Here is a 12,447-nt window from a genome sequence, read left to right on the forward strand (position 1 = left end):
AATGCACGACGAGATGCAGCCCCTGCCCCCGTACCGCGCGCACCGCCAGATCGGGCGCGACATCGGCGAGCCGACGGCGCAAGGCGCTGACCGCGACATCGAGCGTGTTGTCCGAAATCACCGCGTCTTCGCCCCAGACGGCATCGATCACACGCTGGCGCGGCACGATCGCCCCGCGCGCGCGAACGAGTTCGCCCAGCAAGGCCAATGTACGCGGCTCGGCCACGACAGGGCGATCATCGCGCCGCACTTCGCCGGTCAGCCGATCGAGCGTCAGCCCCGCGAACGCGATCGGCGGCGGCAGCAATTGCGCCGAACGCCGGACAAGAACCGCAACACGCGCCGCCAGTTCGGCAAAGGCAAAAGGTTTGGGCAGATAGTCGTCGGCGCCCGCGTCAAACCCTTCGAGCCGATCGTCGAGCGCCCCGCGCGCGGTCAACATCAGCACCGGCATGGTATGCCCCGCAGCCCGCATGGCGCGGCACAAGGCAAAGCCATCGCCGTCGGGCAGGCCCACATCGAGCAGGACCACCGCGATTCCCCCCACGATCAAGACATCGAGCAGCCCCGCCCCATGCCGCAGCCAGCGCACGACATGCCCGCGCGCCGACAGGCCCTGCACCACGGTGCGGCCGATCATCACATCGTCTTCGACCAGCAGGATCATGCCGCCGCCGCCAGCGGCAGAGCGATCACGATGCGACAGCCGTGCAGGCCCCCGTCTTCGGCACGGCCCAGGTTTTCGGCATGAACAACCCCGCCGTGCCCCTCGACCACCCAGCGCGCGAGCGCGAGGCCCAATCCGGTTCCGCCGCGCAGGCGCCCGTCGTCGGCCTGATAATAGGCGTCGAAAATCAGCGGCAAGTCGCGCGCCAGGACGCCCGGCCCGCTATCGGTGATCGTGACGATCACGCGCCCGTCCTCACACTTGCAATCGATGGCCAGCGAGGCGCCCGGGTCGGAAAATTTCAGCCCGTTGTCGATCACCGTCAGGATCGCCTGCCCCAGCCAGCGCGCATCGAGCAAGACCGGGATCGGATCGGCAGGGCGATCCCACACCAGCCCGACGTCGATCGCGCGCGCATAGGCCCCCGCCTGCATGAGCGCGAGATCGATCGCCGCCGCGAGATCGCTGCGCACGAGCGACAGCCTTGGCGCGCCCCCGCCTTCACCGCCGCCTTCACCGCCGCCCTCATCCGCCTGGGCGAGCGCCAGCATGTCGGCGATGCGATGATCGAGAAAGCCCGCCTGCGCGACAATATCGGCCAGCGTCTGGCAAGCCGGGCCGCCGCTTTCCAGCGCGACTTCGGCAGCGACGCGGATCGCGGTGACGGGTGTACGCAATTCATGGCTGGCCTTGGCAAAGAACAGCCGCCGCGACCGGTCGACCGCCCGGATCGCGGCTGTGCGCGCAGCCAGCTCTGCCGTCAGGATGCGATTTGCGCCCAGCAACTGGCGCGCGCCGAAAGCCGCCGCAGCGAAGGCCATCGCGGCAAGCAGGACACCGAGCGCAATCGTGTCGCGCCGCTCGCGGTCAAGCTCCGCCCGCGCAACGCTGACTTCGCGCGCCTCCTCGATGGCGATCGGCCTGACCATCGCGGTCAGGCGCGCCCGCTGGCCCAGGATCGGCGCCATCGCGGCCAGATCTTCGGCGCGGCGCATCTCCATTTCCTGCGCCGGACGCTCCGCCGGGGTAAGATAGCGCCCTTCTGCGGCGATAAGATCGCGGTACTGCGTCAGACTTTGCGCCAGCGCGTCGGCGCTGCGAGTGCCGGCATCGCGCGCGATGTCCGCCGCCGACGAGGCCTGTTGTTGCGCGATCAGCGCGTGTTCGAATTGCCGCGATGCCGCGCCAAGGCTCAAGGCAAAGGCAATCAGCAGCCCGACCAGCGCGCCGCCCACCACCGCCAGCGGCAGCAACTGGCCAAATCGGGCGCGCAAATCCATCATGCCAGGTCCTTCCCTCCGACCGATCGGTCGCAAGGGCGAGACTCTAACCGAGCAGGCGGCGGGGCAGAAGCCCCCATCGCCCAGCCCCAATCAGGCGCGCCCTCTGTCAGGCAACCGTTGCGGGCAACGGATAGCGCTCCCAAAACGCGCGTCGCGCGCTGTCGGGATCATGCACCAGATGCGTGACATCCGATACCAGCAGGCAGGCGCGCGTTTCCGGTTCATAGCGCTGCCATGTTTCGCGATGCGGCCCGCCGGGCACGCCGTCGGCGGCAAAACCGGCGATCATCGCGCTGTGTTCGGCCACGATCCGCACCGCCGCGCCGCTCGCCGCGCCCAGCAGCGGGTCATCGGGCCGGGCGAGGCTGGCGGGCACATCCATCGCATGCGCCGCGCCATAGCGGCCATCCCACGCCGGACTCGGCCAGTCCCAGCGGTAAAGCCAAACCGGCACGCCCGCCGCCGCGCGGGCATCGGCCTGCGCATAAGCCAGCCGGCGAAACCCGCCATCGGTCATGATCCGCGCCTGGGTCAGATATGGCGTCGGCCCGGCATGGCCATAAAGCGACAGAATGTCGCCCGCATCGCGGCCAAACCGTTCGGCCAGCAGCGCGGCCAGCCCGGCATCGGTCTGATCGAACGCATCGTAGAACAGCCCGGCATCCTCGCGCGCCGTCGAAATGATCGTCGGCACATGCGCGCTGAGCGCCAGAGCGCGCGGATCATCGGGCTGCCAGGGCAGAAAGTGCGGATCGAGCGACGGCATGAAAGCCAGCGGCCCGACTTTGACCGTCGCGGCGAGCAGCAGGCCCATGTCCAGATCGACCAGCCGTTCCCATTCGCCCGCGCCCAGCCCCAGCTCGGCAAGCAGCGCATGAGTCAGCGCTCCGGCAGCATCGGCATCGGTAAACACCGGCCACGATCCGCTTTGCACCACGGCGCGGTGAAACAGCCCCCGCGCGGCGGGCAGCGCGAGCAGCGTGCTGATTTTCCAACCCCCGCCCGATTGCCCCATCAGCGTGATCCGCGCCGGGTCGCCGCCAAACGCCGCCGCATTGTCGCGCAGCCATTCGAGCGCCAGCACGATGTCGAGCAATCCCGCGACATTCGCCCCGGCAAAGCGCTCGTCGGCACCCAGAGGTCCAAGCCCCAGAAATCCGAACGCATTGAGCCGATGGTTGATCGCCACAACCACGACATCGTGCGTCAGGGCCATCAGCGTGCCGTCATAAAACGGGGCATTGCCCGACCCGATGGCAAAGCCGCCGCCATGGATGACCACCACGACCGGACGCGCCTGCCCGTCGCCATGCGGCGCATAGACATTAAGTGTCAGGCAATCCTCGCCGATCCCGCCGTCCGCCGGAGCCCGGTCGAACTGGATCAGCCGGGCATAGGCATTGCTGACCGGCGTGGGCACTTGCGGCGCGACCTGCCCCGGGCCGAAGCAATCGCGCCGCCCGGCCCAGGGCGCTTTCGCCACAGCCTTGCGAAACCGTGCGCCCGCTCCCGTCGGTTCGCCATAAGGAATCCCGCGAAAAATGCGGATGCCCTGATTGATCAGCCCCCGGATGCGCCCGGTGGTGGTTTCCGCCTCGGCAAACAGGGCGGGATAGAAGGCCGGGATCACCGGCGGCTGGTCATTGCCTGGCATTGCCATCGCCGGTCTCCCTCGTCAGAGCTTCAATGCCCGCCCCAGTTGTAGCGCAGCGTGATCCCGCCGGTAAGCGGCTGGGTCATCGTCACCGGCACCGGGAACGACGGGCCGAACGCATTGTTGAGCGTAACCGCCGACAATTGCCCCTTGCTGTCGAACAAGTTGCGGACATAGGCCGACAGTTCGACCCCGCTCGGCAGCGTCACGCCAAGACTGGCATTGACGGTGTTGTACGAGGGCAGGCTGTAGAGCACATTGGTCGCGCTGCCCGCATAGCCCGAAGTGCGATCCCCGGTCCAGGTATCGGTGATCGAAGCGACGGCCTTGGCCTGACCGATGGCAAAGCGATAGGCCGCGCCCACGCTGAAATTCCAGCGCGGGCTGAGCGGCAGGCGCGCGCCCGTATAACCGATCCCCAGCACCGGCGCGGTCGTGGTCAGCTTCGCCACGGTATGCGCACCCGCGCCCGTCAACGACAGGCCGCCTGCGACCCGAAGTGCGAAATTGGCCTCGACCCCCTGCACCCGGCCGTTGCCGGCATTGACCAACTGGTTGATGCCGTTGACATTTTCAGTGGTCTGGATGCCTTTCCACTCGATGTCGTAGCCGTCGATGTCGAACGTCAGGCGGTGGTTGAAGAAACTGCCCTTTTCGCCGATTTCATAGTTCCACAGCTTGTCGGGATCGAATGTCGAAGGCACCGGCGAATTGAAGGATGCGGGCAGCACGAAATTCGGCCCGCCGGGGCGGAACCCGGACGAGACCCGGCCATACAGCATGACGTCCTTGGTCACATGCAGGCGCGGATTGATCAGATAGGTCCACACCCCTTGCGACGATGTCGAGGAATAGGGATAGACCGTGCCATAGACAAAGCTCTCGTTCTGATACGTCGGACCAAACCCGAGCCACCACAGGTTTGACGCATAAGTCTGGTTCTGATGGCTGTAGCGGACCCCGACGGTCAGGTCGAAAATGTCGCCGAGATAGCCGGTAACATCGCCAAACCCGGCCACTTCGCTGTAATGGCTCGGCAGCCAGCCATAGAACGGATAGGAATTGTAGGGCGCGGGCATATTGCCGGTGCCGCTGGCGGTATACAGCAGATCGACGAGCTCGCCGGTATATTCATGGTCGTAATAGAACCCGCCGACCCATTCGAGCTGATGATTGGATGCCGATTGCAGCCGCACTTCCTGTGTGAATTTGGTGGTGTTGGTATCGACCAGCAAGTCATAGGGGCTCGCCGGAACATTGCCGCTGCCAAAATACTGGGTGAACGCAGCGGTATAGATCGGCACCAGAATGCCATAGAACACGCTGTCGTCGCTTTGATAATAGCCGTGATTCTTCTGCCAGGATGTCACCGAGACCGCCTTGGCAAAGCCGAAGTCATAGCTGATCGTCCCCGACAGAACAGCGACCGAGCTCGTCGCGGGCTGATCGATCAGATAGGACTGGTCATAGGCCCCGGCGACAGGCCGGCTCGTGGTCAGATCGTAAAACCCGACGTCGACTCCGTTGGCCTTGCTGCGCTGGGCAAAGGCTGACAGACGAATTTCGAGCTTGTCATCGGGCTGATAGAGCACGGACAGCCGTCCGCCGACGACATCGGCGCTGCCCAGATGATTGAGCCCGCGCGCAGGATCGTGGCCCCAGCCTGTATCATGTTCGACATTGCCGTCGAGCCGGATCGCCAGCGTCTGACCCACCGGGATATTGAGCGCAACGCGCGCCGCCCCGTTAAGCCCGGCATGATCGGTGGCCGACCCGTCAAGCTCCACCTTGGCCGAAAGCTCGCCCAGTTTGGGCCGCGCGGTGACATATTTGATCGCCCCGCCGAGCGCGTTGGCGCCATAGAGCGTACCCTGCGGCCCGTTGAGCACTTCGACCCGTTCCATGTCGAACAGATTGAAATTGAAGCTTTGCGAACCGAGGCCGAATTGCGTGCTGGCGCCGATCGGCACATCGTCGAGATAGAGCGAGACTGCGCCGCCGAGTTCCGCCGTCGACGAGGCCACCCCGCGAATGGCAATCAGATTGCTGGTCGGATTGTACGACTGGAAACTGAGGCCGGGAACTTGCGTGGCGAAATCGTTGAACGTGCTGGCGTGCATGCGATCGAGATCGGCCCCGCTCAGCGCGGTGACTTCGCCGCCCACACTTTGCACCACTTCGTTGCGGCGGTTGGCAGTGACGATGATTTCGGGTTCGTTGATCTGCGGCTGGGTCGTCGGCGCGTCGGCGGCGTGCGCCGATGTGGCAAGCGCGATCCATGCAATCCCTGCGAGCAGAGTCGTGCCGGTTACAGCTTTCATGCAATCCTCCCGTTTTATCGTTGGATGGAACGATACCGGCTTGGCGCGCACAAAAAGAGGACTGAAGCGCGCAAAATGTGGCGGCTGTTTTCGCTCATTGACAAGCGGCACAAACCGGCCAATCACACGGATGCGGGAGGAAGCTATGGGCCAGGTGCAGCAAGTCGACACCAGCTATCTTGCTGCACTGATTGGCGAAATGCGCGTTGCGCAGCTGTTTGCCGAATCCGGTATCGCTGCCGCCGGAGAGCCCCTGCCCGAACGGCTCGACATGGCCGATTTCTGGCGATGCTGCGCGGAAAACATCCGGCTGAGCAATGATGAAAGCCACGGCACCGCGCAGCATCCGGTGCCGCGCGGCAGCCTGTCGCTGCTCGTCATGGCAGCCAAAGAGGCGGACACCTTGGGCGGCGCACTGCACCGGCTGAGCGAAGCGGCGCGACTGGTGCGTCAGGAAGTGCGGCTCAGCCTCGCGCACGGGCGCGGGATCATGCGGCTGACCGTTGCGCCCGTGACGCCCCCTCAGCCCGCCAATGCGGCGGCAACCGCGCGCATGGCAGTCTATTGCGAATGCTTTGCCATTGTCATCCATTGCGCGCTGCGCTGGATGACCGGGCGGCGGCTCGACCCGGTGCGTGTGCGCGGCGCCGCGCAATTGCAGGGAATGGGCGGCGAATTGCTGCTGGCGCTGGGCGCGCCGGTCAAGCGGCACGGCGAAGGCGCCGCCATCGACTATGCCGCCGACGACCTTTCCGCGCCGATCCTGCCGCGCAAATATACCGCCTGGGGCGAAGCCGAATTCGCGACGTTCCTGGCCATGCTGGCGCAAGGCGACGCGGTCCCCGTCGCCACCGACCATGCGCGCGTGATCGAGGCGCTGCACAACGGAGCGCATACGCAAGAACAGGTTGCCGCCGCCCTGGGCATGAGCGTCGCCACGCTGCGTCGACGCCTGGCGCAAAGCAGCCTGACTTTCCGCGACATCTCCGCCGAATTCCGCACGCGCCGTCTCAAGGATCTGCTCGCCACCGACATGCCGCTGGCCGACATCGCCGAAGCGCTGGGCCTGTCCGACGAACGCTCGCTGCGCCGCTTTGCGCGCGAAAATCTTGGGCTGGCGCCAGCCGAATACCGCAGCCGATTTGCTTGAGGATGATCGGGCGCGCACCCGATCTGTCCTGATCGCGATACACCTGGCGCGAAACGCTTTGACAATTGATCCAGTTCCACGACCCTGCCGACAATCGGGATCAACAGCGCGGACAATCAAGCAGGTCGTGCCGCGATTGCGGGCAAGCGCACGCCCTGGTCCGTCCATACCCTGGCCCGCCGATTGAGGAGATGCTGCCGATGGTTTCCTTTTCCCGCCTGACGCTCGCCGCCGCTTGCGCCCTGTCGCTCGCAACCACTGCACACGCCGCGGGCCATGCCACGTCGCAAGAGGCGCAAGGCCTGCTCGACAAGGCCGCAGCCGAACTCACCGCCGCCGGTCCCGACAAGGCCTTTGCCGAATTCAACGCGGGCCAGGCTCCCTACAAGGCCCACGAACTCTATGTCTTCGTGTTCACGATGGACGGCGTCTACGAAGCATCCGGCGCCAATCCCAAGCTGGTCGGCACCCATGCGATCGACATGACCGACGCCGAAGGCAAGCTGCTGGTCCGCGAAATGATCCAGATCGCCAAGACCAAGGGTCAGGGCCGCGTCGACTATGTCTGGCTCAACCGCGCCGACAACCACGTCGAACACAAGCGTTCGCTGGTCCGTCGCGTCGGCGATCACATTGTCGGCGTGGGCTACTACGCGGGCTGAGCCCGATTGTGCCGAAGGGCTTTCCCGAACGCAAAAAAAGGGCCGGCGAAAACGCCGGCCCGGAAAAGTTTGGGAGAGGATGCCTGAAAGGCCCGCCCCCTTTGGCGGCTGATCCGATTCCTGACAAATGAGAGTTAAGCGCTGTTAATTGCCTTAAATGCAATCATATTGTTTTTATTATATATTTTTGTTATTCCCCATCTGTAAAAAGGGCTTTCAGCTCGCGCTTGAGGATTTTTCCGTTGGCATTGCGCGGCAGCGTTTCGGGGGAAATGCGGATAGCAACCGGCACTTTGTACGCGGCCAGCCGCTCGGCGACCCAGGCGCGCAAGTCCTGCTCGTCGGCGCTCTGGCCGGGGACAAGGTGCACCACGGCGGCAGGTTCTTCGCCCAACGTGTGATGGGGAATGCCGATCACCGCCGCGTCCATCACCGCCGGATGATCGTAGAGCGCGTTTTCGACTTCGCCCGAATAGATGTTTTCACCACCGCGAATGACAATGTCCTTGGCGCGGTCGACGATCGTGCAATAGCCTTCCTCGTCAAGCCGGGCGAGATCGCCGGTCCGCACCCAGCCGTCGACAAAGGTCTTTGCGGTCGCCTCCGGGCTGTTCCAATAGCCTTTGACGATCATCGGCCCGCGCGCCCACAATTCGCCCACTTCGCCCGGCGGCAGATCGATCAGCCGGTCCGGGCAAACCACGCGCAAGTCGGCAACGGCCACCGCCGGGCCGCAACTGTCTGGGCGGGCAAGGTAATCTTCGCCGATGATGTTGGTCACCGTAGCCATCGTTTCGGTCATGCCCCAGCCGTTGCCCGGCCGCGCGCCCAGTACGCCGCTGATCTTGCGCACGAGATCGGGGGCCGACGGCGCGCCGCCATAGGAGATCGATTCAAGCGAGGAGAGGTCGTATTTCTCGCGGTCGGGATGTTCGAGCAATTGCCAGGCGATCGTCGGCACGCCGCCCGCCAGATTGACGCGCTCGCGCTCGATCAGGCCGAGCGCGCGGCCCGCATCCCAGCGGCGCATGAACACCAGCTTGTTGCCGCCAAAAACCGCGCCCATCAGGATCGCGCTGCAGGCCGTGACATGAAACAGCGGGATCGACACCAGCGCGGTACGCGGAGACGGCGGCGGCGGCGTTTCGCCCCGACGGATCAGCGCTGAAGCGGCGACATAGGCGCTCGACAGGATATTGGTGGCGAGATTGCGATGCGTGCCGAGCGCGCCTTTGGGATGGCCGGTAGTCCCCGAGGTGTAAAAGATCGTCGCGTCGGCATCGGGCGCCAGATCGGCCTCGGGCAGATCGCGCTCGGGCAGCGCACCATAGCCGTTGGGCACGCCGATCACGCTTTCGAGCGCGACGACGCCGGGCGGAACCGCATCGAGCCGCGCCCCCAGTACATAATCGAGCGTCGGGATCTCCCCGCGCAAGGGCAGCACGCGATCGAGCCGTTCGCCATCGGCGATCAGCGCGCGGCATCCCGCCGTTGTCAGCCCATAGGCCAGTTCGCCCCCCGTCCACCAGGCGTTGAGCGGAACGCAGATCGCGCCCAGCGTGGTCACCGCAAAGAACGCGACCGGCCATTCGGGCAAATTGCGCATCGCCAGCGCCACCCGGTCGCCCGGCCCGATCCCTTGTTCCCTCAAATGCGCGGCGAGCGCGGCAACGGCGCGAAACCACCCGTCGAACGTGACGCGTTCATCCTCGAACACGATGAATTCGCGCGCGCCATGGCTGCGCCCGACTTGCGCGATCGCGCCGAGATGCGCAGGCGCATTTTTCCACGCGCGAAAGCTGCGCCCATGCGCGCTGACTTGTTCCATCTCGAACGGAGCACCCGGCGCACAAAGCACCGCGCGCGCCTCTTCCAGCGTCAGGACCGCCATCATCGCCTCTCCCGTTTTCCCGTCGGCCCGGTCGTCCGGGTCCGCAAAATCGCTACAGCATCGCTTCGATCAGAACCGGCCCCTTCGTCGCCAGCGCGCGCTCGAATGCGGCGCGAAAGGCGGTGGTCGTATCGACGCGTCCGGCGGGCACGCCCATCCCGGCGGCAATCGCGCACCAATCGAGCCGGGGATGATCGAGGCTGAGCATCGACAATGCCTTGGGGCCGGGATTCTGGACGCCCACGCGCATCAGCTCGATATTGAGAATGGCATAAGACGCATTGTTGAAAATCACGATCACGACATCGAGCCGTTCGCGCGCCATCGTCCACAGCGCCTGACAGGTGTACATGCCCGATCCATCGGCCTGAAGCGCGATGACCTGGCGATCGGGGCAAGCCACCGCCGCGCCCGTCGCCACCGGCAGACCTTGTCCGATCGCCCCGCCTGTAACCATCAGCCAGTCATGCGGCGCGGCGCCTGCCGTCGCGTCGAACAGCGCCGCGCTCGCCGTCAGCCCTTCCTCCGACACGATCGCGCCCGTCGGCATCAGCTCGGCCAGCACGGCACCGATGGTCAAGGGTGTCAACGCCTCGTCCACAGGCGGGACCGCGCGCACCTGCACGCCGACCGGCTCGATCGGCGCATCGAGCGCATCGGCCAGCGCGGTCAGCGCCGCCAGCGCATCCTCACGCAGGCCGGCCAGCCGCACCACTTGCGCATCGGGCGGGGACAGTTCGCTCGGCTTGCCGGGATAGGCAAAGAACGCGACCGGCGGCTCGGTGCCGCAGAGCAGGATCGTGGCATAGGGGGCAAGGAACTCCACCGCCATTTCGGCGAAATAGGGCAGCTTTGCCAGCGCCACGCGCCCCGCCCCGCGCTCGACGCGCGCCGCAAACGTTTCGCAGATCAGTTTCGCGCCGGTCGCCGCCGCAATCCGCCCCGCCTGATGCAAGGCATCAGCGCGCAAGGCTCGTCCGCCCAGCAGCAGCGCCACCGGCCCCTTGCTGCCGCGCAAGGCCTCCGCCGCCGCCGCAATCGCCGCATCGGGCGCGCGCGGCGCAGGCGGCACGGCGCGCGGTGCCACCGGCGCGGCGCCTGCGCCCCACGCATGATCGGCCGGCACGATCACCGTCGCCACTTTGCCCGGCCAGTCCATCGCCGCGACAAAGGCCTCGGCGCCCGCCTGCGCCAGATCGCGCGGGCTTTGCGCCAGGCGCACCCAGTCCGACATCGGGCGGGCGACGCCTGCCGCATCGGAGGTCAAAGGCGCATTGAAATGAAGGTGATAGGTCGCATGATCGCCGACCATGTTGATCACCGGAGAGGCGGCCCGGCGCGCATTGTGCAAATTGGCAAGCCCATTGGCGAGCCCGGGCCCAAGGTGCAGCAAGGTGATCGCCGGCTTTCCCGCCATCCGCGCATAGCCGTCGGCGGCGCCTGTCACCACGCCTTCGAACAGGCCGAGCACCGCGCGCATCCCCGGCTGCCGATCGATCGCGGCAACGAGCTGCATTTCCGAAGTGCCGGGATTGGCAAAACAGGTGTCGACGCCGCACGCCGACAATGTCGCGACAAACGCCTCGGCCCCGTTGAAAGTCATGTCCGTCTCCCGCACCTGTGTCGGCGCGCATGGTGCAGCCTTGCAGGGCCGCGTCAAGCCCCCGACCGGACGGCAGGACCGATCAGGGGCTTGAAAACGATCAGGCTTCTTCGGCGATCCGTTCGCGGCCGAGTTCGATATACCGCGCCAGGTGGTAATCCTCATCGCCCAATTCATGGCCGATCATCATCAGCCGCTTGGCATAGTGCGACAGCGCGAGTTCCCAGGTCATGCCGATGCCGCCGTGCATCTGGATCGCCTCTTCGGCAGCAAGCGAACCGGCCTTGCCGATCGTCACTTTGGCCGCGCTGGCGGCGCGTTCGCGCACGATGCGATCGGCAGAGAAGCTGTCGGCGGCATTGATCGCGGCGCTGCGCGCCTGTTCGATTTCGAGCGCGATCGTCGCCATGCGATGCTGCAACGCCTGGAACTTGCCGATCTGAATGCCGAACTGCTTGCGCGTGCGCAAATAGTCGAGCGTCTGGTCGCGCAGAACGTCCATCACCGCGACGCCTTCCCACGCCAGCGCGACAAGTCCAAGCGCACGCGCCGCCTCGATCACCGGCCCGGCTTCACCGGCAATGCCCACCAGCCTGGCGGGCGTTGCGGCGAACGTGACATCGCCTGCCGAACCGCCGTCGACGAGCAGGTAATCGTGAACTGTCAGCCCCGGCGCATCGCGTTCGACCAGGAACGTCGACAGCCCGGCCTCGGCGCGCGCAACGACCAGCAAGCGATCGACGCTGCCCGCGCAGGAGACCACGGTCTTGGCGCCATCGAGCACCCAGCCGTCGCCCGAAACCGTGGCGCGGGTCGCAATCTCGGCAGGATCGAACCAGGTATCGGCTTCTTCTTCCGCATAGCCGATCACCGCCTCCCCGGCGATCACCGCGCCAAGGTCATCGGTCAGCCCCGCCGCCGCCAACACATGCCCGGCCTGCAAGGTCGCCAGCCAGGGGCCGGTAACGAGCGCGCGGCCCAATTCGCCGAACACCACGCCGACATCGAACGGCGAACCGCCAAAGCCGCCCACGCTCTCGTCAAACAGCGCGCCGATCGCGCCCAATTCGGCCAACTGCCCCCACAAAGCGCGCGACCAGCCGGTTCCCTCGAACGCGGCGGCAGTGCGCGTCGCGAAAGGATATTTGTCGGCGAGAAAGCGGCTCAACGAATCGACCAGCATCTGCCGGTCTTCACCCAGAGAGAAATCCATGGT

9 protein-coding genes are annotated in these 12,447 nt (G+C 65.9%); 2 read left to right on the forward strand and 7 right to left on the reverse strand.

Translation table 11 applies throughout. The features are described 5' to 3' along the window. From AQZ50_RS00005 to AQZ50_RS00020, 4 genes are all read right to left on the reverse strand, one after another. A partial coding sequence (locus tag AQZ50_RS00005) for a response regulator transcription factor (RefSeq protein WP_067740906.1) occupies positions 1-667 on the reverse strand: 667 nt, incomplete at its 3' end. After that, entirely contained in the window at positions 664-1,950 is a 1,287-nt protein-coding gene (locus AQZ50_RS00010; RefSeq protein WP_082703314.1) for a sensor histidine kinase, read from the reverse strand. The genes AQZ50_RS00005 and AQZ50_RS00010, both read right to left, overlap by 4 nt. 106 nt (positions 1,951-2,056) lie before the next feature. Then, the gene (locus AQZ50_RS00015) at positions 2,057-3,610 is read right to left on the reverse strand and encodes a carboxylesterase/lipase family protein (RefSeq protein WP_067740911.1); all 1,554 of its coding nucleotides are present in this window, start codon (positions 3,608-3,610) and stop codon (positions 2,057-2,059) included. Between the two features lie 23 nt (positions 3,611-3,633). Further along, the gene (locus AQZ50_RS00020; protein ID WP_067740914.1) at positions 3,634-5,925 is read right to left on the reverse strand and encodes a TonB-dependent receptor; all 2,292 of its coding nucleotides are present in this window, start codon (positions 5,923-5,925) and stop codon (positions 3,634-3,636) included. 154 nt (positions 5,926-6,079) lie between these two features. On the opposite strand from AQZ50_RS00020, the gene AQZ50_RS19910 reads away from it, so the two are divergent. Both AQZ50_RS19910 and AQZ50_RS00030 read left to right on the forward strand, forming a co-directional pair. Then, a complete protein-coding gene (locus AQZ50_RS19910) occupies positions 6,080-7,075 on the forward strand; it encodes an AraC family transcriptional regulator (protein WP_231730027.1) in 996 nt (331 codons plus the stop codon). Between the two features lie 200 nt (positions 7,076-7,275). Then, on the forward strand, positions 7,276-7,737 hold the full coding sequence (locus tag AQZ50_RS00030; protein ID WP_067742227.1) for a cache domain-containing protein: 462 nt from the start codon (positions 7,276-7,278) through the stop codon (positions 7,735-7,737). Between the two features lie 190 nt (positions 7,738-7,927). On the opposite strand, the gene AQZ50_RS00035 is transcribed toward AQZ50_RS00030, so the two are convergent. The 3 genes from AQZ50_RS00035 to AQZ50_RS00045 form a co-directional block, all read right to left on the reverse strand. Further along, positions 7,928-9,631 carry a class I adenylate-forming enzyme family protein gene (locus tag AQZ50_RS00035; RefSeq protein WP_067740919.1) on the reverse strand — a complete coding sequence of 568 codons (1,704 nt, stop codon included), beginning with the start codon at positions 9,629-9,631 and terminating at the stop codon, positions 7,928-7,930. A 49-nt stretch (positions 9,632-9,680) separates the two neighbouring features. Next, positions 9,681-11,231, reverse strand: coding sequence for an acetolactate synthase large subunit (locus tag AQZ50_RS00040; RefSeq protein ID WP_067740921.1), 1,551 nt, complete (start codon positions 11,229-11,231; stop codon positions 9,681-9,683). 100 nt (positions 11,232-11,331) lie between these two features. Beyond that, a complete protein-coding gene (locus AQZ50_RS00045; RefSeq protein WP_067740927.1) occupies positions 11,332-12,444 on the reverse strand; it encodes an acyl-CoA dehydrogenase family protein in 1,113 nt (370 codons plus the stop codon). Between the last annotated feature and the right edge of the window lie 3 nt (positions 12,445-12,447).

The organism is Novosphingobium sp. Fuku2-ISO-50, assembly GCF_001519055.1.
GTDB lineage: Bacteria > Pseudomonadota > Alphaproteobacteria > Sphingomonadales > Sphingomonadaceae > Novosphingobium.

What these genes read in the sequence shown, in the direction of transcription:
- AQZ50_RS00035 (WP_067740919.1), bottom strand. Translation starts at nt 9,631, where the DNA reads ATGATGGCGGTCCTGACGCTGGAAGAGGCGCGCGCGGTGCTTTGTGCG.
- AQZ50_RS00015 (WP_067740911.1), bottom strand. Translation starts at nt 3,610, where the DNA reads ATGGCAATGCCAGGCAATGACCAGCCGCCGGTGATCCCGGCCTTCTAT.
- AQZ50_RS00010 (WP_082703314.1), bottom strand. Translation starts at nt 1,950, where the DNA reads ATGATGGATTTGCGCGCCCGATTTGGCCAGTTGCTGCCGCTGGCGGTG.
- AQZ50_RS00020 (WP_067740914.1), bottom strand. Translation starts at nt 5,925, where the DNA reads ATGAAAGCTGTAACCGGCACGACTCTGCTCGCAGGGATTGCATGGATC.
- AQZ50_RS00030 (WP_067742227.1), top strand. Translation starts at nt 7,276, where the DNA reads ATGGTTTCCTTTTCCCGCCTGACGCTCGCCGCCGCTTGCGCCCTGTCG.
- AQZ50_RS00040 (WP_067740921.1), bottom strand. Translation starts at nt 11,231, where the DNA reads ATGACTTTCAACGGGGCCGAGGCGTTTGTCGCGACATTGTCGGCGTGC.
- AQZ50_RS00045 (WP_067740927.1), bottom strand. Translation starts at nt 12,444, where the DNA reads ATGGATTTCTCTCTGGGTGAAGACCGGCAGATGCTGGTCGATTCGTTG.